General features: G+C 72.0%; 17 protein-coding genes. 12 read left to right on the top strand and 5 right to left on the bottom strand.

All coding sequences use genetic code 11. From position 1 onward, the window contains the following. Positions 1 to 59 precede the first annotated feature (59 nt). The 6 genes from CHC09_RS02535 to mutM all read left to right on the top strand — a co-directional run bounded on the left by CHC09_RS02535 (position 60) and on the right by mutM (position 4,566). Positions 60 to 662 carry a YceD family protein gene (locus CHC09_RS02535; protein ID WP_089291821.1) on the top strand — a complete coding sequence of 201 codons (603 nt, stop codon included), beginning with the start codon at positions 60 to 62 and terminating at the stop codon, positions 660 to 662. A 5-nt stretch (positions 663 to 667) separates the two neighbouring features. After that, entirely contained in the window at positions 668 to 841 is a 174-nt protein-coding gene (rpmF, locus tag CHC09_RS02530; RefSeq protein ID WP_014694262.1) for a 50S ribosomal protein L32, read from the top strand. A gap of 111 nt (positions 842 to 952) precedes the next feature. Next, positions 953 to 1,816: a phosphate acyltransferase PlsX gene (locus tag CHC09_RS02525; protein ID WP_239138073.1), complete on the top strand. Its 864-nt coding sequence runs from the start codon at positions 953 to 955 to the stop codon at positions 1,814 to 1,816. Continuing rightward, a complete protein-coding gene (gene rnc, locus CHC09_RS02520) occupies positions 1,809 to 2,546 on the top strand; it encodes a ribonuclease III (RefSeq protein ID WP_089291277.1) in 738 nt (245 codons plus the stop codon). The genes CHC09_RS02525 and rnc overlap by 8 nt, the downstream gene beginning before the upstream one ends. Continuing rightward, positions 2,524 to 3,714, top strand: coding sequence for a mannosyltransferase family protein (locus CHC09_RS02515; protein ID WP_089291276.1), 1,191 nt, complete (start codon positions 2,524 to 2,526; stop codon positions 3,712 to 3,714). The genes rnc and CHC09_RS02515 overlap by 23 nt, the downstream gene beginning before the upstream one ends. Positions 3,715 to 3,723: 9 nt before the next feature. Beyond that, a complete protein-coding gene (mutM, locus tag CHC09_RS02510; protein WP_089291275.1) occupies positions 3,724 to 4,566 on the top strand; it encodes a bifunctional DNA-formamidopyrimidine glycosylase/DNA-(apurinic or apyrimidinic site) lyase in 843 nt (280 codons plus the stop codon). Positions 4,567 to 4,715: 149 nt separating this feature from the next. On the opposite strand, the gene CHC09_RS02505 is transcribed toward mutM, so the two are convergent. Genes CHC09_RS02505 through CHC09_RS02495 form a run of 3 tightly spaced genes read right to left on the bottom strand, consistent with a single transcriptional unit; the run spans position 4,716 to position 9,497 of the window. Continuing rightward, positions 4,716 to 5,300, bottom strand: a complete 585-nt coding sequence (locus tag CHC09_RS02505; protein ID WP_089291274.1) for a spherulation-specific family 4 protein — start codon at positions 5,298 to 5,300, stop codon at positions 4,716 to 4,718. Continuing rightward, positions 5,297 to 7,993 carry a hypothetical protein gene (locus CHC09_RS47370; RefSeq protein WP_143232191.1) on the bottom strand — a complete coding sequence of 899 codons (2,697 nt, stop codon included), beginning with the start codon at positions 7,991 to 7,993 and terminating at the stop codon, positions 5,297 to 5,299. Before CHC09_RS47370 ends, CHC09_RS02505 begins: the two co-directional genes overlap by 4 nt. A 1-nt stretch (position 7,994) precedes the next feature. Then, the gene (locus CHC09_RS02495) at positions 7,995 to 9,497 is read right to left on the bottom strand and encodes a DUF3492 domain-containing protein (protein WP_089291273.1); all 1,503 of its coding nucleotides are present in this window, start codon (positions 9,495 to 9,497) and stop codon (positions 7,995 to 7,997) included. 653 nt (positions 9,498 to 10,150) lie between these two features. Here CHC09_RS02495 and CHC09_RS02490 point away from each other — a divergent pair. From CHC09_RS02490 to CHC09_RS02475, 4 genes are all read left to right on the top strand, one after another. After that, on the top strand, positions 10,151 to 10,345 hold the full coding sequence (locus CHC09_RS02490; RefSeq protein WP_089291272.1) for a hypothetical protein: 195 nt from the start codon (positions 10,151 to 10,153) through the stop codon (positions 10,343 to 10,345). A gap of 261 nt (positions 10,346 to 10,606) precedes the next feature. Then, the gene (gene smc / locus CHC09_RS02485) at positions 10,607 to 14,221 is read left to right on the top strand and encodes a chromosome segregation protein SMC (protein WP_089291271.1); all 3,615 of its coding nucleotides are present in this window, start codon (positions 10,607 to 10,609) and stop codon (positions 14,219 to 14,221) included. A 24-nt stretch (positions 14,222 to 14,245) separates the two neighbouring features. After that, positions 14,246 to 14,860, top strand: a complete 615-nt coding sequence (locus CHC09_RS02480; protein WP_089291270.1) for an HAD family hydrolase — start codon at positions 14,246 to 14,248, stop codon at positions 14,858 to 14,860. A gap of 88 nt (positions 14,861 to 14,948) precedes the next feature. Beyond that, positions 14,949 to 15,617, top strand: a complete 669-nt coding sequence (locus CHC09_RS02475) for a hypothetical protein (protein ID WP_143232190.1) — start codon at positions 14,949 to 14,951, stop codon at positions 15,615 to 15,617. A gap of 3 nt (positions 15,618 to 15,620) precedes the next feature. Here CHC09_RS02475 and CHC09_RS02470 read toward each other — a convergent pair whose 3' ends face one another. Together CHC09_RS02470 and CHC09_RS02465 are read right to left on the bottom strand one after the other, a co-directional pair. Beyond that, entirely contained in the window at positions 15,621 to 16,142 is a 522-nt protein-coding gene (locus CHC09_RS02470) for a DinB family protein (RefSeq protein ID WP_089291268.1), read from the bottom strand. A 43-nt stretch (positions 16,143 to 16,185) separates the two neighbouring features. Next, a complete protein-coding gene (locus CHC09_RS02465) occupies positions 16,186 to 17,865 on the bottom strand; it encodes an alkaline phosphatase D family protein (protein WP_089291267.1) in 1,680 nt (559 codons plus the stop codon). A gap of 142 nt (positions 17,866 to 18,007) precedes the next feature. Here CHC09_RS02465 and ftsY point away from each other — a divergent pair, with 142 nt between their 5' ends. Beyond that, positions 18,008 to 19,192: a signal recognition particle-docking protein FtsY gene (gene ftsY / locus CHC09_RS02460; RefSeq protein ID WP_089291266.1), complete on the top strand. Its 1,185-nt coding sequence runs from the start codon at positions 18,008 to 18,010 to the stop codon at positions 19,190 to 19,192. 37 nt (positions 19,193 to 19,229) lie between these two features. Further along, positions 19,230 to 20,027: an aminoglycoside phosphotransferase family protein gene (locus CHC09_RS02455; protein WP_089291265.1), complete on the top strand. Its 798-nt coding sequence runs from the start codon at positions 19,230 to 19,232 to the stop codon at positions 20,025 to 20,027. Positions 20,028 to 20,302: the final 275 nt, after the last annotated feature.

The raw sequence follows: 20,302 nt of genomic DNA, 5'->3' as shown, positions 1-20,302 counted from the left end.
CGACGTCCCGCAAGCTCAGGTAATGTTTTCGGCTGGCCTACCCATGGCTGAGGAACATGATGCCCAAGTCACCGCAGAGTCACCTGGATCCCAGGCAGCCGCTGGTCGTCGACACGACGAAGCTACCCCGGCAGCCTGGTGCGACGCGTGCCCTGAACCGGGTGGTGCCGGCGCCGGCGGACCTCGGCCTGGAGTTGATCTCAGTCCCCGAAGGCTCCGACCTCGAGCTCGATCTGAGCATGACGTCGGTCTCCGAGGGGGTCTACATCAACGGCACCGTGCGTGGCTCGCTCAAGGGCGAGTGCGGTCGGTGCCTGAACGAGATCGACAACAGTTTCGTGGTGTCCCTCGCGGAGATGTACGCCTACGAGGACAGCACCACGGAGGAGACCACCGACGAGGACGAAGTGGGCCGGATGCAGGGCGATCTCATCGACCTGGAGCCGGCGGTACGGGACGCGGTAGTGCTGACCTTGCCGACCACCCCCCTCTGCCGGCCGGACTGCCCAGGGCTGTGCCCCGAGTGCGGGGTGCACTTCGACGATCTTCCGGCCGATCACGGTCATGAGGAAGTCGATTCCCGCTGGGCCGCTCTTCGCAACCTGTCAGCCGAGTCGCCAGGGGCGGCTTCGCCGCACCAAAAGCAAGATTCTAAGGAGTAGGAACCGTGGCCGTCCCCAAGCGCAAGATGTCGCGCAGCAACACCCGCTCGCGCCGGGCGAACTGGAAGGCGACCGCGGTTTCGACCGTGGCCTGCCCCCAGTGCAAGTCCCCGAAGCTGCCGCACACCGCTTGCTCGGTCTGCGGCACCTACAACGGCCGTCAGGTCCTCGAGGTCTGACGACACCGAGTGACGCGCCCGATCATCGGGCGGGTCGCACCTGAGCAGTGGCGTTCCACCGGTGCCACGGCTCCCGGACAGCGGACTGTCGGGGAGCCGGGCACCGCGCGGATCGCCGTCGACCTCCTCGGCGGGGACCATGCTCCCGCCGTCGTGGTTGACGGCGCTCTGCGTGCCGTACAGGACGATCCGTCCCTGCACCTGATTCTCGTCGGACCGGCCGAGGCCACCGACGCGGTGTTCGCCGCCCTCGAGCCGGCGCAACGCCATCGCATCACCGTCGTTCTCGGTGACAGTGCCGTCCGGGCCGTCGCCGAGGGCCGCGCCGACGCCGTGGTCTCCGCCGGCGACACCGCGGTCACGGTCGTCTCCGCCACGCGCGCCCTGGGCTGCTGGCCCGGCGTCCGCCGCCCTCCGCTGGCCGCCGTGCTACCCACCGCCACCGGCCACCTGGTCCTGCTCGATGTGGGCTCCACCGTCGATCCCGACGCGGAGACCCTTGCCGTGCACGCCCGGCTCGGCGCCGCCTATGCCACCGCCGTCCACGACGTTCCCGAGCCCCGCGTGGGCCTGCTCACCATCGGTACCGAGCCCGGCAAGGGCGACCGCCTGCGTCGCGCCATGCCGCGACGGCTCGCCGGCCTGCCCCGGTACATCGGCCTGGTCGAGGGGCACGACGTCGTGCTGGGCGAGGCCGCCGACGTCGTGGTCACCGACGGATTCACCGGAAACGTCCTGCTGAAGGCGCTGGAAGCGAGCTATTCCCGCCTCGGCGGCCCCGAGAGCACCCGTGCCGCGGTGCTGCTGGGCGTCAAGGGCGTCGTCGTGGTCTGCCACGGCGCGGCCACCGGAGCCGATCTCGCGGGCGGCATCGCCTTCGCCGCCGACCTGCATCGCCGTGCCGCGATCGCGGCCATCGTCACGTCGCTTTCTGACAACCCCGTGCTGACGTACAACGAGGTATCGCATGATTGACAAGCGCCGCCGTCCCCCCACGATCCCCCTGGAAGAGGCTTTCGGTATTCCGTTCGAGCCCGACCTGCTCGAACGCGCGCTGACCCACCGCTCGTACGCGTACGAGAACGGCGGTCTGCCCACCAACGAGCGCCTGGAGTTCCTCGGCGACTCCGTCCTCGGCGTGGTGATCACGTCGGCCCTCTTCCACAACCATCCGGACCTGCCCGAGGGCCAGCTGGCCAAGCTGCGGGCCAGCGTGGTCAACATGCACGCGCTCGCCGATGTGGCGCGCGGCCTGGGCGACAAGGGCCTCGGCCCGCACCTGCTGCTCGGCAAGGGTGAGGAGACCACCGGCGGCCGGGACAAGGCCAGCATCCTGGCCGACACCCTGGAGGCCCTGCTCGGCGCGATCTACCTGGAGCACGGCCTGGAGGTCGCCGGCGAGGTGATCCACCGGCTGTTCGACCCGCTGATGGCCGAGTCGGCCGGCCGGGGCGCCGCCCTGGACTGGAAGACCAGCCTGCAGGAGCTGACCGCGGCCCTCGGGCTGGGCGTGCCGGACTACGTGATCGAGGACTCCGGTCCGGATCACGCGAAGACGTTCACCGCCTGGGTGGTGGTGGCCGGCGTCCGGTACGGCGGCTCCGACGGCCGCAGCAAGAAGCAGGCCGAGCAGCGCGCCGCCGCGGCCGCCTGGCGGACGCTCACCGAGCGGAACGAAGCCGATGACGACGACAAGCCCGAGTGAGGCGGAGCCGGTGGCGCCGGACGCGGTCGAGCCACCGGAGACCCTCTGGGAGAAGGCCGGCGGCGGGCGCGGCGTCGCCGTCGCGGTCGGGCTGCTCGCGCTGACCCGGGTCGGCCAGCTGCTGATGGTCTGGTGGCTGGGCGGCGCGTCGACCGAGAACGGCGGCGTCTGGCAGCGGCTGCTGGTCTGGGACGGCGGCTGGTTCCTGCGGGTCGCGATGAACGGGTATCCGCACGGGTACACGTACGACGCCAACCATGTCCTGCAAGCCAACGAGCTGGCGTTCTTCCCGCTCTACCCGGCGCTGATCCGTGGCGTCACGATGTTCGGCGTCGCCCCGGGGACCGCCGCCGTTGGCGTGGCCTGGCTCGCCTCGATCGGGGCGGCGGTCGCGCTGCACCTGCTCGGCACCACGCTCTACAGCAAGCGGGCCGGCTGGGCGCTGGTGGCGATCTGCTGCTCGGCGCCGGTCTCCGTGGTGCTGTCCATGGCGTACTCGGAAAGTCTGTTCCTGGCCCTGGTGGCGGGCATGTTCGTCGCCGCCCACCGGCGGGTCTGGCTGCCGGCCGCGCTGTTCGGTCTGGGCGCCGCGTTGACCCGCCCGACCGGCGCCGCCGCCGCGATCGCCCTCGCGGTCGCGGCGATCATGGCGGTCCGGGACTCCACCGAACGGATCAAGCCGTTGGCGGCCGCGGCGACCGCGCTCGCCGGTGTCCCCCTCTTCCTGGCCTGGGTGGGCTGGCGGGTCGGCGACTGGACCGCCTGGTTCCGCATCCAGACGGCCGGCTGGGGCACCTCGTTCGACTACGGGCGCAGCACGGCCGTCTTCCTGCACGCGACGTTCACCGGCGCCGACGGCTGGGTGCAGATCAGCGTCGGCCTGATCCTGCTGGCCGCGCTCGCGGCGGCCGGCGTCGCGCTGGCCGCCAGGCCGTGGCCGCCGCTCGCGGTCTACGGCGTCGTCGCGATGATCCTGGTCTACGGGCAGGCCGGTTTCTATCATTCGAAGCCACGGCTGCTGCTGCCCGTGCTGTTGACGCTGCTGCCGGCGATGGTCGCCGCCGCCCGCGCCCGCCCCCGGGTCGCGGTCCTGTCGATCACCGCGTGGGCCGTCTTCGGCCTCTGGTACGGCGCCTACATGATCACCATCTGGCCCTACACGATGTGAGGACCCCCCTTGCCCGAGCTTCCCGAGGTCGAGACCGTCCGGATCGGCCTGGCCAAGTGGGTGACCGGCCGCACTATCTCGGCGGTCGAGGTACACCACCCGCGGTCGATCCGCCGCCACCTGCCCGGCGACGCCCACTTCGCGGCCGTGCTCACCGGCCGCACCATCCTCGACGTCGCCCGCCGAGGCAAGTACCTCTGGCTGCCCCTCGACTCGGGCGACGCGGTCATCGCCCACCTCGGGATGAGCGGCCAGCTGCTGATGCAGCCCGCGACCGCGGCGGACGAGAAGCACCTGCGCGTCCGGTTCACGTTCACCGACGACGGGCCCGAGCTTCGCTTCGTCGACCAGCGCACGTTCGGCGGTCTGTCGGTCTCCGAGGGCGGCGCGGAGCTGCCGGACGAGATCTCGCACATCGCCCGTGACCCGATGGACCCGCTCTTCGACGACGCCGCGTTCTCGGCCCGGCTGCGCGGCCGGCACACCGAGGTCAAGCGCGCCCTCCTCGACCAGACCCTGATCTCCGGCGTCGGCAACATCTACGCCGACGAGGCCCTGTGGCGGGCGAAGCTGCACGGCACCCGGCCCACCGACAAGCTGACCAGGCCCGCGGTCGAGCGGCTGCTCGGGCACGTCCGCGACGTGCTCGCCGAGGCGATCGTCGCCGGCGGAACGAGCTTCGACGAGCTCTACGTCGACGTCAACGGCGAGAGCGGCTACTTCGACCGCTCGCTGAACGCCTACGGCCGCGAGGGCGAGCCCTGCAAGCGCTGCGGCGCCATCATGCGCCGGGAGAGCTTCATGAACCGCTCCTCCTTCAGCTGCCCCCGCTGCCAGCCGAAACCCCGCTAAAACCCTTTCCGCGGTACGACCATTGGAGCCCCGTGGCCAGGCCACCGGCCAAGCCCCGTGCCGGTCTCGCGCGACGTCAGCGCGGCGCCGGGTCGCGGTCGCGCCGGTGCGGCCGACGGCACGGGACTCCGCCGGTCGTACCGCGGAGATCAGTCGGCGCTGTGTGCGCCACCGCTGTGGCCGCCACCGGCGGGAGCACCGGCCGGGCTGAGGTCCGGGCTCGCGTCGGTGGCCAGGCCGAAGCCGGCGCCGCGGCGGCCCATCAGCCGGCGCGCCGCGGTGAGCATCCCGGCCGGCACCCCGTGCACGAGGTGGCCGTCGCCGGGGCGGGTGCCGTCCCCGTCCCAGCTCTGGTATGCCTCCCACGGGCCGTCGAAGGTGCAGATCCGCGCGCCGAGATCACGGTAGAGCGGATGCGTCGGCACCCCCGGATTGAGCACGACACGGTGCAGGCCGCGGCGGGCGGCCAGCCGGATGGTCAGGGCGACCGGGCCGACGCCGCCGTGACCGGCCGGGGCGCGGTCCAGGAACAGGCCCTCCACGCCGTCGGCCCGCCAGGCGTCCACATCGGTGAGTACGTCGGCGAGGGAGCGGCTGCCCCAGTCCAGGTCGATCCGGCCCAGCGACTGGTGCAGGGTGCGACGCTCGCCGGGGCGTTCGTGGATGATCCAGGTATCGGTGTCCAGCTCCAGCTCGGGGCCGGGGTGGGCGTACGTGGGGAAGAGGGTTTTCACGGAGTCCTCCGGAGTTCGGCGGCGGTCAGGGCGACGATGAGCAGGCCGGCCACGTGCGTCGCGGCGAGGACGGCGACGGCGGTCGGCAGGGGACTGGCGCCGGGCTGCGGGAGCAGCGGCAGCGCCAGGGTGGCCAGCGGGGGGATGGTGGCCAGGGTCGCGGCGACGCCGATCCGGGCGCGCGCCGCCAGCAGGAACGTGATCGCGAAGACCCCGCCCAGCAGGGTTCCGGCGGCCAGCGCGAGCACCGCGTTCCGCGTGCTGCCCAGGCTGGCCAGGGTGTACGGGAGCTGGTACGCGGCCAGTGCGAGCGCCCCGCCCCCGGCCAGCGGCGGGAACAGCCCGGCCAGCGTGATCATCGTGACGTTCCGGATGCGCCGGTCCAGCGCCGCGGGGTTGTCCGTGGAGTCCAGCCCGGCGTCGATCCGCCCGGTGTGCCAGCCGATCAGGGCCTCCAGCATCGGCACCGAGACCAGCAGCGGCAGCGCGGCCAGGGACGATGTGCCGGCCGTGCCGGCCCGCCAGAGCAGCGCCACGCTGATCGCCTGGGCGATGCCGATGACCAGGTACCCGACGCCGCGCCGGCGTTCCACCCGGGTCAGGCTCGGGATCCGGCACTCGCGGCCGAGCAGCACGGCCGGCCGGAACGCCCGGACCAGCACCGCCACGATCATGGCCGGCAGCAGCGTCTCGACCGGCACGTACCGCGCCCAGCCGGCCCCGGCGGCGGTGGCGAGCACCGCGCCGCCAAGCAGCCAGCAGGGCAGGTACCAGCGGATCACGGCGATCTCGGAGCGGCTGACCAGGGCGGCGGTCACCGTGGCGAGGGTGGCCAGCCCGCCGGCCCCGACGGACGCGGCCAGCAGCCGATCGGGCCCGAGCAGCGACGCCGGGGCGATCCAGACCAGTGCGCACCAGAGCACGGTCACGATCGCGAAGCCCGCGCCGACCAGGCGTACCGCCGGCTCGGGCCCGGCCCGCCGGGAGACCGTGACGCCGACACTGGTCAGCGCCTGCGCCGCGGACCAGCCGAGCAGCAGGGTGATGGCCGGAACCGGCCACGCGACCCGGTCCAGCGCGCCGGCACCGGCGACCGCGACGCTGAGTGGGCCGAGGTAGAGCAGGCAGCGCAGGAACACCGGCCAGAGAAAGCCCGGCCGCTTCGGCGGGCTCGCCGCCTCCAGCTCCGGCTGGGAGCCGGTGAGCGAGGTCATCCAGCGGCTTTTCGCCCGGCGGCCGGTGCGGATCTCGGCGCCCGCCTCCCGCTCGCCCTCGGCGAACGCCTTCCAGGCGGCCTCGGCGGCCGCGGCCTTGGCGATCCGTTCCGGACTCAGCTCCGGCGAGCCGTCGGCGAGCTGCTGCTGGTCCAGCTCCCGGATGTCCTCGGCGGCCCGGGGGTAACTCCGGTCGACGACGGGCTCGACGTCGACGAGCCCTGCCGCTCCCATCCCGAGATCGGCGACGGGAGTGCTTTGGGCCCGCTCCGGCACCATCCCGAGATCGGCTGCGGGGGTGCTCAGCGCGCGGTTGCGCCGTCCATGCCGGACGGCCTGCCCGTCCTGCGCGCTCTCCCAGCCGAGATCGGCCGGAAGCGGCGCGGCCGGCTGACGATCCAGCTCCGCCCAATCCCGGAGATGACCTTCCGGGATGCGCTGGTCGATCTCCGCGACCTCCCGGTACGCCGGATTGGCCGCCGCGAACCGAGGCTCCACCGCCCAGCCCGGCCCGTCCACGGGCGCGGTCCAGCCCTGCTCGGCCGCAGGCTCGGCCCAGGCCGGCTCGCTCCCGGGTTCAGCCCAGCCCTGCTCGCCCACGGGTTCGACCCACGCTGGCTCACTGACGGGTTCGACCCAGGCCGGCTCACTGACGGGTTCGACCCACGCTGGCTCACTCACGGGTTCGACCCACGCCGGCTCACTGACGGGCTCGGCCCAGCCCGGCCCGTTCATGGGCTCCGCCGGCGCCGCCCCGTCATCGGGGTGGGCCGACCCGTCCCACGCCACCGCGCCGGGCTCCTCGACCGGCTCCAACCGGGTCGCCAGAGCCCGGGCCAGGCCCGCGAAGAGCAGCGTCTCCGCCGCCCCGTCGATCGGCGACCGCGGCTCCTGCGCATGCCGGGCCGGTGGTCCGAACAGGAAGGTCTCCGTCAACGGGCTGACCTCACGCCGCCCGTCCCGCGCGGAGTCCGGTGGCTCCTCGTCCACCGGATCGACGGTCCGGGCCGCGAGGTAGCGCTCCGCCGCCGCGTCCCATTCGGCCTGCCCTGTGAAGAGGATGTTCTCGGTCGAACCGGCCGGCGACTCGTCGGCGAAGACCGGCCGCACGAACAGCAACGTCTCGGCGACCGCCGCCTCCCGCTCGGAGTCCGACATCACCTCGTACAGCTGCGCACCCAGTCCGTCCGGCGGCTCGAAGCCGTGCCCGGCACGTGGCGACGGGGCCCGGAACGACGGATCGGGACCGTGCTCCGCGGTCGGCCGGTACTCGGCTGAAGCGTCGGTGAACCACCCGCTCGGGCCCTCGCCCGAGTGTGCTCCCGGCTGATCGGCCCGGCGCCACGGGGCCGGCGCCTCCTCGAACGCCGGCGCGTTCGCCGCGTGCCGCGGCTCGCCCGGCACCTGCGGACGGCGCCGCCGGTTGCGGGAGGCGGCACGCGTGGCCCCGCCCGTCCCGCGTGGGGGAGTGATCGTCATTTCAGTCTTCCCTGGTCAGCCAGCGCAACGTGGCCGGCGTCGGAGTTCGGGGCGCCGGCACCGCGAGCGCCAGTTCGATGGCCGGCTCCGGTGGCGGCTCGGCCAGATCGGTGTAGAGGGCGCCGTACACCCGCATCACCCTGTCGGCGGTGAAGTGGTCGAGCGCGCGCCGGCGGGCCGCGCCACCCAGCGCCCGCCGCCGGGGCGTCGCCCGCAGCAGGTCCACGATGGCGATGGCCAGCTCGGACGGGTCGTCGGCGGGCACCACCACGCCGGTCTCGCCGAGCGTCTCGCCGGCCGGTCCGATGTCCAGCGCCACCACCGGGCGGCCCGACATCATCGCCTCGACCAGGCGGGACGGTGGATCCGACGGCCCCGGCACGTGCGCCACCACCTGACCGACGGTGAACCGTTCACACGGGTCGGCGGGGAGCGGATGCATCCGGATGGTGCCGGCGAGCCCGGTCCGTTCGATCTGGTCGGCGCAGTGTTCCTCGTGCGCCTCGGTGACCCCCACCAGGTGCAGCACCGCGTCCGGCAGGGCGGCCGCGATCTCGGTGAACGCGTCCAGCACCAGGGTCAGGCCGCTGTCCGGTCCACCGCTGCCGGCCCACACCAGGGTCGGCGGCGAGTCGATCTCGGCGGCGCCCGGGTACTCCTTCGGATCGACCCCGGCCGGCACCTGGATCAGGCGGGCCGGATCCGCGCCGTGTTCCAGCGCGAAGGTCTGGTGGTAGCCGCTGAGCGGGGCGATCAGGTCCGCCTCGGCATACCCGGTGCGGGCCACGGCGGCGCGGAACCGGCGCAGGAGCAGGCGGACCGCGGGGGAGTGCCGTTCCTCGGTCGGCCGCTGCCGGGCCACCGGGGTGCGGGCCTCGGTGAGCAGCAGCGGTGTGCCGCTGCGCCATCGGCCGGAGAGCGCCGCGAGCAGTGGTGTCGTTCCGCCCACGCAGTGCACCAGGTCGACCTCGGGCACCGGCACGGCGAGAGCGCGCAGGGCGTGCCGCAGCAGGGCAGCCACGATCCGCGCGTCGCGTACGCCGAATCTCGGCAGTTCCTCCACCGCGGCGTCCTGCCGTGCCCACCACACGTCGAGCAGCTTGTCGGCGAGGGGCAGGCGGGTCAGTGGATTCGGCCGGTTGCCGGACACTTCAGCGATCCACCGCAGTCCCGCGGTGAACCGGTCGGGGGCCGACTCGTCGAGCAGGCCGTGGCAGAACTGGGTGACCGCGTCGGCGGCACCCTCGGGCAGTTGGGCGCGGCGCCGCCCGGAGCGGGCCGGTTCGTGGCCGAGCGCGACGGCGCGCGCCGAGCCGACATTGGGTGGAAGCGGGTACGCGGGGGCGGACGGGAGTTCCCGGTCCGTGACGGTGAGCAGCTCGAAGCGGAACCGGTGCAGCCCTTCGACGAGCGTCCGGCACCAACCTCCGAGTGCGTCCCGACGGTACGGGTACCCGCCGCCGGTGAGCAGACAGATGTGCTCGCGCGACGGGGTCGGATTCACGCTGGGGGCAACGACAGAGTGGGCCCGAGCCACCGGAGCATGTCAGCTAGGCGACAGAAATAAGCACCCTTTGTCCTAATTTGTCGACCGTGTTTGCCCGTTTTTGCCCGAAACGCCACGCTGTTCGAGTGGGTTTCACGCCTGATCTGATCAAGCCCGGGCGGCCCCACTCCGGCGGCGAATCGCCCCTTCTCGGTCCCGCTGATTCGCGCCGGGATCGCAGTTTCTTGATCAAATGAGTGGCCCTGAGGGGTCTCCAACGCATACGGTGTTGATCAAACTTCATCCAGTGAATCGGCCGTGCAGTGTCCCACCGGGGCCCCGATGTCGCCGGGAACGCGCATAATCGCTGTTCAAGACCCCCTGGTGGCGTGATTCACTAATGTCGGCCGGGCGACCGTGAACGCTCGGCTTGACGGAGCATGGGTATCGGCGGACTATGGAGATGTCGCCAGTCGCGCCCACTCATGCCTCGACTTGTTTCGGTGCTTGAGTCTTCGCATCTAAAGAATTCCACCATGACAGTGGCGGGACTCTGTGCTCACGCGTGCCCGTGAGTGCTTCGGTGCGTCAGTTCGCGCTGGGCGCACATTGGCCGGCTGTGGTCCGGCGAAGCATTCAATACGAGACGCACCGCGTCACAAGGAGTCACGATGGCGAAGGCCCTCTACGGCCACGTAGGTGCGGCGCCCGATCGGCGCCTGCTCGACGAGGTCACCCGACTGCGTTCCAGGGTGCAAGCCCTGGAGTTCGAGGTCACCCGCCTCCGGGCGGAAAATGATCGTCTGGCGGCGGCAGCCGCCGAAGCGGATGACATTCTACGGCTGACCGAGCCGGCACTGACCTGAGCTCCACCGACCGCCGGGACGTTTCTGCGGGGTGACCGACCGGCGTTCAATCCCCCTCGCACCACAAAACGCATCAAAGAAAAGCGCGCCTCCACAGTTTGTGGCGGCGCGCAGTTTTTTGGGGTGACAGTGACCGAAACGGGGTCTCTCAGGCGGATTTTCTGGCCGCCGGTGATCGGCCGGGCGCGGCGTAGCCGTGCCCCGCGTGGGCCGGGCGGGTAGCCTGCCACCCAGCAGACCATCGTCAACACTCGGAGATCCGTGCACCTCAAGAGCCTGACGGTAAAGGGCTTCAAGTCCTTCGCCTCCGCCACCACGTTGCGGCTGGAGCCGGGCATCACCTGTGTGGTGGGGCCGAACGGTTCCGGCAAGTCCAACGTCGTCGACGCCATCGCCTGGGTGCTCGGCGAGCAGGGTGCGAAGGCGCTGCGCGGCGGCAAGATGGAGGACGTCATCTTCGCCGGCACGGCCGGCCGGGCGCCCCTGGGCCGCGCCGAGGTGACGCTGACCATCGACAACAACGACGGCGCGCTGCCGATCGACTACACCGAGGTCTCGATCACCCGGCGGATGTTCCGCGACGGCGCCAGTGAGTACGAGATCAACGGCAACTCGTGCCGCCTGCTCGACATCCAGGAGCTGCTGAGCGACTCCGGCATCGGCCGGGAGATGCACATCATCGTCGGCCAGGGTCGCCTGGACGCGATGCTGCACGCCAAGCCGGAGGACCGCCGCTCCTTCATCGAGGAGGCGGCCGGCGTCCTCAAGCACCGCAAGCGCAAAGAGAAGGCGATCCGCAAGCTCGACGCGATGCAGGTCAACCTGAACCGGTTGACCGACCTCACCGCCGAGCTGCGCCGTCAGCTCAAGCCGCTGGGCCGGCAGGCCGAGGTGGCCCGGCGAGCCGCTGGCATCCAGTCCGACCTGCGGGACGCGCGGCTCCGGCTGCTCGCCGACGACCTGTTCACCCTGCGTACGACGCTGGACAAGGAGATCGCCGACGAGTCGGCGATGCGTGAGCGGCGCGGCGAGGTCGAGGCGGAGAACCGCGAGGTGCAGCGGATGCTGGCCGACCTGGAGCTGGCGCACGCCGAGGACGCGCCGCTGCTGCAGGCCGCCCAGGACACCTGGTACAAGCTCTCCACCCTGCAGGAACGCTTCCGCTCCACCGAGCAGCTCGCCAGTGAGCGGCTGCGGCACCTGGCCGCCACCCCGGACGACGAGCGCCCGGGCCGCGACCCGGACATGCTCGAGGCCGAGGCCGAGCGGGTCCGGGAGCAGGAGGAGGAGCTGCGCGAGGCGCTCACCGACGACCAGATGCGGCTGGCCGAGGCCGTCGAGCACCGCCAGGAGCTGGAACGCCAGCTCGCCGCCGCCGAGGGCGAGCTGCGGGCGGCCGCGAAGGCGATCGCCGACCGCCGCGAGGGCCTGGCCAAGCTGGCCGGCAACGTGAACGCGGCGCGGGCCCGCACCACCAGCGCGGCCGAGGAGATCGAACGGCTCGCGGCCGCGCACGAGGACGCGCTGATGCGGGCCGAGGCGGCGCAGGCCGAGGTCGACGTGGTCTCCGCCGAGTCGTCGGACGCCGATCGGGACAACGTCGAGCTGGACGCCCGGCACGACGAGGCGGTCGCCGCGCACGACCGGGCCGCCGCTGTGGTGCGCGAGCTCTCCGACGCGGAGCGCGCCGCCGAGAAGGACGCGGCCAGTCTCAAGGCCCGTGAGGAGGCCCTGGCGCTGGGGCTGCGGCGCAAGGACGGCGCGGGCGCGCTGCTGGCCCGGTCCGGCCAGGTGCCGGGCCTGCTTGGCAGCCTCGCGTCGATGCTGACCGTCCGGCCCGGCCACGAGGCGGCGCTCTCCGCGGCCCTGGACACGCTCGCCGACTCGGTGGCGCTGGCGAGTCTGGACGAGGCGGTGGAGGCCGTCCGTACCCTCAAGATCGCCGATGCCGGCCGGGCCGCGCTGGTCATCGCCGCCCCGGCCGGGCCCGGCTCGCAGGGCTCGCTGGACAGCCTGCGCCCGAACCTGCCGGAGGGCGCCCTCTGGGCGCCCGACGTGATCGACTGCCCGGAGCAGATCCGCCCGGCGCTCAACCGCGCGCTGCGCGACGTGGTGCTGGTCGCCGATCTGGCCGCGGCCACCGCGCTGGTCGCCGCGAACGCGGAGCTGCGCGCGGTGACGCCGGACGGCGACGTGCTGGGCGCCTGGGCGGCGGCCGGCGGCTCGGCGAAGGCCACCAGCTACATCGAGGTGCAGGCGGCGGTCGACGAGGCGAAGGCCGGCCGGGCCACCGCCGAGCAGACCATCGCCGAGCTCAAGGAGCAGCTCGGCGAGGTGCGCGCGCGGGTCGCCGAGCTGAAGCAGGCGGTGGCGACGGCCGCCCAGGCCAAGCGGGCCGCCGAGGGCGAGCGGAACGCGGCCGCCCGCCGGCTGGCCGAGCTGGGCGCGGCGGCCCGCTCGGCGAAGGCGGAGAGCGAGCGGCTCGGCGCCTCCCGGCAGAAGGCCGAGGCGGCCCGGGAGGCCGACCTGATGCGGGTGGCCGAGCTGGAGGAGCGGCTGAAGCTGGCCGAGGACACCCCGCTCGACGAGGAGCCGTCGACCGAGGAGCGCGACCGGCTGGCCGCGCTGGTGCCGCAGGCCCGACAGAACGAGATGGAGGTGCGGCTGGCCGTGCGTACGGCGGAGGAGCGGGTCTCCTCCATCGCCGGCCGCGCCGACTCGCTGCTGCGCCAGGCCAATCAGGAGCGACAGGCCCGCGAGCGGGCCGCGGCCCGCCGGGCCGCCCGCGCCCGGGGCGCCGAGATCGCCCGTGCGGTCGCGCTGGGTGCGAACACCGCGCTCGCCCGGGTCCGGATCTCGCTGGCCATGGCCGCCGAGGAGCGCGACCGCATCGCGCACGAGCGGACCAGCCGGGAAGCCGAGCTCCAGGAGGTGCGTGCCACCGCCAAGCGCCTGGTCACCGAGCTGGAGCGGCTGACCAGCGAGGTGCACCGGGACGAGATGGCCCGGGCCGAGCAGCGGATGCGCATCGAGCAGTTGGAGGCCAAGGCCGCCGAGGACTTCTCGCTCGACGTCGAGACGCTGATCGGTGAGTACGGCCCGGAGCAGCTGGTCCCGCCGACCCAGGCGGACGTGGCCGCCGCGGAGAAGGATGGCAAGCCGGCCCCCGAGCCGGTCCCGTTCCACCGGGCCACCCAGGAGAAGCGGGCCAACAAGGCGGAACGTGACCTGACCATGCTCGGCAAGGTCAACCCGCTGGCGCTGGAGGAGTTCGCCGCGCTCGAGGAGCGCTTCAAGTTCCTCTCCGATCAGCTCGAGGACCTCAAGGCCACCCGCAAGGACCTGCTCACCGTGGTCAAGGACGTGGACGACCGGATCCTCGAGGTGTTCACCTCGGCGTTCCACGACACCGCCCGTGAGTTCCAGACCGTCTTCCAGGTGCTCTTCCCGGGCGGCGAGGGCCGGCTGGTGCTCACCGACCCGGAGGACATGCTGACCACCGGCGTCGAGGTCGAGGCCCGCCCGCCGGGTAAGAAGATCAAGCGGCTGTCGCTGCTCTCCGGTGGCGAGCGCTCGCTCACCGCGGTGGCCATGCTCTGCGCCATCTTCCGCGCCCGCCCCTCGCCCTTCTACATCATGGACGAGGTCGAGGCGGCCCTCGACGACGTGAACCTGGGCCGGTTGATTACGCTCTTCCGGCAACTCAGGGAGAAGAGTCAGCTGCTCATCATCACGCACCAGAAGCGGACGATGGAGGTCGCGGACGCGCTGTACGGCGTCACCATGCGGGCCGGCGTCACGCAGGTGATCAGCCAGCGGCTGAGCCCCGACGCGACAAATGAGCCCGCCGCCACCCCCGAGCGGACCGAGGGCTGATCTGACATGGAGGACCAGTAAAAGATGCGCGACCGCGCCCGGGCCTTGTTGATCGACCTGGACGGCGTGCTGCGCCGCTGGGACCCGGCCCCGATGATCGCCGTCGAGGTGAGGTACGGCCTCGCCCCGGCCGCCCTGCTGGAGACCGCGATGTCCTGGGACATCTACCGGCCCGCGATGGCCGGCGAGATCACCGACGCGGAGTGGATGGGCCTGGTCGCGAGCCGGCTGCCGCTGGACGAGCCGGAGGCGGCCGCCGCGGTCGCCGAGTGGCAGGCGTACCGGGGTGAGGTGGACCCGGAGGCGCTGGAGTTCGTCCGCGGCGTGCGCGCCGCCGGCCGCAAGGTCGGGCTGGCCACCAACGCCACCGACCGGCTCCGCGGCGACCTGGACGCGCTCGGCCTGACCGACGAGGTGGACCTGGTCCTCAGCTCGTGGGAGATGAAGGTGCACAAGCCGGCGCCGGAGTACTTCGAGCAGGCCTGTCTCACGCTCGGCGAGCAGCCGAAGCACGTGCTCTTCGTGGACGACGACGACCGGGTGATCCGGGGCGCCAGGTCGGCGAAGCTGTCGGCATCTCGGTGGACCGGGCCGGAGCACCTGCCGTACCTGCGAAAGGTGCTCGATCTGCCGGTTTGATGCCGGACCGGTGTGCCTGGCGCGGTTCGGGGTGACCCGTCCAAGATGGGTGATGTTTCACCGAGGCACACCATCTGGAAGGAACGTCATGTCAGCTGTGGCCAAGATCGGTCTGCTCGCCGGCGGTAGCTTGTTCGTCCTGAGCGCCGCGGCCTGCTCCTCCAGCGACCCGGTTTCCGCTCCGGCGGACGGCTCGGCGCCCGTGGTGAGCAGCGCGCCGGCCTCGACGGCTCCGCCGACGGAGAGCGGGTCGACCACTCCGGCCGGGATCGCGCCCGTCGGCCCGGGAGCGCCGGTCCGCGCGGACCGTCAACTGGTCTTCGCGACCGCGCAGTCGGGTGGCCGGAAGATGCTGACCGTGGGCTCCGACGGTGTCGTGGCCCTGACCGACCGGCTCGGCGACAAGGCCCTCTTCGTGCCGTCGCCGGTCGAGGTCGGCGGCGACCGGTACCTGCTCAAGACCGCGAAGATGATCGAGGGCGGCGAGGCCTGGTGCCTGCACGTGAACTCGCCCGGCGGCGGGCAGCCGCTGAACCTCAAGACCACTGCCTGTGACGCCGGCAAGGAGGACCAGATCTTCACCTTCCCGTTGGCGCCCGGCGGCAAGGGCCGGCTGATCGAGGTCGGCGGCATGTACGTGTTCGCCGAGGGCGCCGACGGTGCGGTGGTGGTCCAGGAGAGCGGCGAGGGTGACGCGATGAGCAGCTTCACGGTGCGGGACGAGGGGAAGTCGACGATCCCGCACCTCGGCGACTAGGCGCTAGTCCCCGGTCACGCCGTCGATCCGCTCCCGGATCAGGTCGGCGTGACCGTTGTGCCGGGCGTACTCCTCGATCATGTGCTGGTAGGCCCAGCGCAGGCTGATCGGGCCGCGCCGGCCGGGGAACTCGTGCTCCAGCGACAGCCCGGCTACCGCCTTGTCACAGACCACGATCTCGGCCCGGAAGGCGGCGAGGTCGGCCTCGGCGTTCGCGGTGGCGACGTCGTCGAAGTCGCCGTCCTGGTTGTCCTCGGTGCAGTACAGGTCGTCGGCGTCGGCCTCCTGGGCGGCGTTGGTGCGAAACCACCACCGCTCGACCCCGGTCATGTGCCGGACCAGGCCGAGCAGGGTCAGGTTGGACGGTTCAGCGCTGGCCAGCTTGAGCTGCTCGGCGGTCAGGCCGGCACACTTCCGCAGCAGGGTCTGCCGGTGCCAGTCCAGCCAGCCCTGGAGCATTGCCCGCTCGTCGCCGGTCATCGGTTCGGGTTCGCGATGCGCCTCGGGCGCGGTCCAGGTAGTCATCGACGACATCCTGCTGCGAAAGTCGATCGGCCGCCATGCGATTTCAGGGCCGGTACGTGGTCGCCGCCACCTCGTACAGGTGACCGTCGCCGTTGGTGCCCTCGATCACCGCGGCGGCGGCGTGCCCGTCCAGGGTCAGCGTGCCCAGCGCGTTGCCGAAGTAGGGCCCGGACGTCCGCTTCCACCGGATCGCCGGCTTCACCACCCCGGCCGACTTCGCCAGGCCCCGAGCGATCCGGGCGACCGGTGGCAGCCAGCTGACCCGCATCAGCGGCCGCAGCGGCAGCGGCACCTCGTTGTGGATCGGTGAGCAGGTCAGCTGCATCACCGGGGTGGCCATGGCGGGACCGAAGTCGGCCCGGGCCACATAGGAGTGGTGCACGTCCCCGGAGAGCACGCTGATCGAGGCGGGGGCCGCGTACGCCCCGCCGGCGCCGACCCGGTGCCCGGGCGCGCCGAGGCCACCCTCCCCGAGCCGCCGGAACAGCTCACCCAGCGCCGTGAAGGACTTCCCGAACGCGGCCCAGTGCTCCAGATCGAAGGCCCGCCGCACCTTCTCGCCGAACGCGGCCCACCGGGGCCGGTGGGACTCGGCGACCCGTTCGTTCCAGGCCTCCAGGTGGTGGATGGCGGGCGGCATCAGCCACGGCAGGGACGAGCCGACGACCAGGTGGTCGTACTCGCCGTGGGCCTGGTCGAGGAACCAGCCCCACTCGGCGGCCGGGAGCATCGCCCGGCTGCCCGGGGTGAGCACACGGTTGCACCGGTTGTCGAGCACGACCAGCCGGGTACGGCCCACGTCGAGGGCGAAGCTCCACTGATACGGCCGGTCGGTGTTCTCCGCCGAGTCCGGCTCGTCCACCTGGCGACCGAACTCGCGCAGCAGATCGGTGGCGTCCTCGGCGGCCGACACCTTCTGGAACAGCGGGTCGGCGGCCAGCTCGTCCGGGCTCAGGTTGCCCAGGTGCTGATAGATCCAGTAGGAGCCGAGCCCGCCTGAGATCCGCTCCCGCCACCACGGCTGCCGGGACATCTCGGCCCGCCAGGAGGCCGAGGTGTTCCAGTCGTCGATCATCTCGTGGTCATCGAAGATCATCACGCTCGGTACGGTGGAGAACAGCCAGCGCACCTCGGGATCGCGCCAGGACTCCAGGTAGAGCTTGGTGTACTCCTCGAACGTGACCACCTGGTCGGCCGGCTGCTCGTGACCGGCCGGGCGGTGCCGGCGCAGGAACCGGCGCACCTTGTGCGAGGTCTCGTCCGCGTAGACCTGGTCGCCGAGCAGGACCAGCAGGTCGGGGCGGTGCCCGGGGTCGGCCATCAGGCGCCGGGCGTACGCGTCCAGCGCGTCCGGGGGCAGGCGCCGGCTGACTGCCTGCGGGGTGCCCTGCCGGCAGGAGCCGAAGAGCAGGGAGACCGGTTGGGCGCTGTCGTCGGCGGCCCGGGTCCGGATCACCGAGGGCGGGTACGGCGAGCCGGCGGCCGGCCAGACCTGATGGTCGTCCAGGTACACCCGGTACGCGTGGGCCGAGTCCGGGGCCAGGCCACTCACCACGATCAGGGCGTAGTGGTGTCCAAACGCGCAGAAGGTGGTCGCCGTCCCGCCGGCTCCGTCGCCCGCCTCGACCCGCACCCGCGCGGGCCCGCTGGTCTCCACCCAGACGGTGGCGCGGTCGCCGACGACCCGGCGCAGCACCGGCCCGATGAGCAGCTGCGCGGTCATCGGACGGGACCGGAGATGTGTCGCATGACAGAGCCTTCCACGCTGGGCTTCTAGGGTGTCCACATCCTTCCCAATCACTGCCCGGAATAGCCAGTACGTGGCCGTTGCCACGGCCCGGCGGCTCATCTGTCAGGATTTCGGCATGGAATACGTGGTCGCCGCAGTGATCCTGCTCGTCGTCCTGGTCGTGGGCGCGGTCGGGCTGGTCGTGCCGAGGATGCGCCGCAAGGAGCTTCCGCCGCCGCCGGTTCCCACGGTGCCCGCGGAGGAGGAGCTCCCCCCGCTCGTCGAGAAGGCTCCCGTCGCCGAGACGCCGGTGACCGAGGCCCCGGTGATCGAGGCGCCGGTGATCGAGGAGCCGCCGGTCGCGGCGCCCACGCCGGTCGTCGAGAAGCCCGAGCCGACCGCCGGCCGCCTGGTCCGGCTGCGTGCCCGGCTGGCCCGCTCGCAGAGCGCGCTGGGCCGTGGCCTGCTCACCGTCCTCTCCCGGGACCACCTGGAGGACGACGACTGGGAGGAGATCGAGGACAGCCTGATCACCGCGGATGTCGGAGTCGAGGCCACCCAGGTGATCGTCGAGCGGCTGCGCGAGCGGGTCCGGATCCTCGGCACCCGGACCGTGGCCGGGGTTCGCGAGCAGCTCACCGAGGAACTGATCGCCGCGCTCGAACCGGACCTTGACCGCAGCCTGCACACCGCCCCGCACGACGGCCGGCCCGCGGTTCTGATGGTGGTCGGCGTGAACGGTGCCGGTAAGACCACCACCTGCGGGAAGATCGGCCGGGTGCTGATCGCGGACGGGCGCACCGTGCTGTTCGGCGCGGCCGACACGTTCCGCGCGGCGGCCACCGAACAGCTGGTCACCTGGGGTGAGCGGGTCGGCGCCGAGACGGTCCGTGGCCCGGCGGGTGGCGACCCGGCCAGCGTGGCCTTCGACGCGGTCAAGCGCGGCATCGACGTCGGCATCGACACCGTGGTGGTGGACACCGCCGGCCGGCTGCAGAACAAGGTCGGCCTGATGGACGAGCTGGGCAAGGTCAAGCGGGTGGTGGAGAAGCACGGCCCGGTCGACGAGACGCTGCTCGTGCTGGACGCCACCACCGGGCAGAACGGGCTGGAGCAGGCCCGGGTATTCACCGAGGTGGTGGATGTCACGGGTGTGGTGCTCACCAAACTCGACGGCACCGCGAAGGGCGGCATCGTCATCGCTGTGCAGCGCAAGCTGGGGATCCCGGTCAAGCTGGTCGGCCTGGGTGAGGGGCCGGACGACCTCGCGCCGTTCGAGCCGGCGGCCTTCGTCGAGGCTCTCCTCGGGGAAACCGCGTAGGCTCGGGTCTGTTCGGGGACATTCAGGGAGGCTGTGGGTGACGCAGGAGCCGCTGCGCGAGATACCGCTGCACGGTGGCAACGTCAGCACGGTGTCCCGGCTCGGTGACACGGTCCGGCGTAACGCGGGGCCGTGGACGCCGGCCGTCCACGCGCTGCTCAATCATCTGGAGCGGGTCGGTTTCACCGGCTCGCCGAGCGCGCTGGGGATGGACGAGAAGGGCCGCGAGGTGCTCACCTACCTCGACGGCGAGTGTGGTGAGTACCCGCTGGCCCCGCATTGGGTGACCGAGGAGGCGCTGGTCACCGTCGCCACCATGCTGCGGATGTTCCACGACGCGCAGTACGGCTTCGTGCCCCCGCCCGGCGCGGTCTGGCGCTCCTTCGGCCCGCCGCCGCCCGACACCGAGGTGATCTGCCACCACGACGCCGCACCGCACAACGTGGTCTGGCGGCCGGACGGCACGCTCGCCCTGATCGACTTCGACCTGGCCTCACCCGGCTCGCGGATCTACGACGTGGCGTATGCGGCGTGGACCTGGGTGCCGCTCTTCAGCGACCGGGACTCGTACACGCTCGGCTGGAAGCGGCCGAACCGGCCGCGGCGCCTGCGACTGTTCGCGGACGCGTACGGGTTGATCCCGCGCGACCGGCACCGGCTGGTGCGGACCATCCGCAAGCGGATCGTCGACCACGTCGAGGGCATCCGCCGGATGGCGGCGGCCGGTGACCCGGCCTTCGTCCGCATCGTGCACAAGGGCCATCTGCGCCGTCCGATGCGTGACCTGCGTCTGCTCGATTACGAACGGCACACGCTGGAGTACGCGCTCCGTTGATCTTGGTAATTGCCGCGTTCGGCATTTTTCCAGCTCAATCATGATCGAATTCGGCCTGTGAGAGTTTCTTCACACGTCGGAAACAACCCGTGACGCGCCGGAAATCGCGCGTAGACCGTGCTCGAAACAGCCAGCCGGAACGCTCTGCGTCGAACCGGCCGACAGGCATTGCCGCCCCACTCGGTCGTGTGTGAGAGGACACCTAATCCGAGAGGAGGCAGCGTGGAGATCAACATCGGCAACACCGCTTGGTTGCTCCTGTCGTCTGCGCTCGT

This window comes from Actinoplanes regularis, assembly GCF_900188005.1.
GTDB classification, from domain to species: Bacteria; Actinomycetota; Actinomycetes; order Mycobacteriales; family Micromonosporaceae; genus Actinoplanes; species Actinoplanes regularis.
Note: the sequence above shows the minus strand (reverse complement) of the source record. Positions and strands in the feature narration are given on the sequence as shown.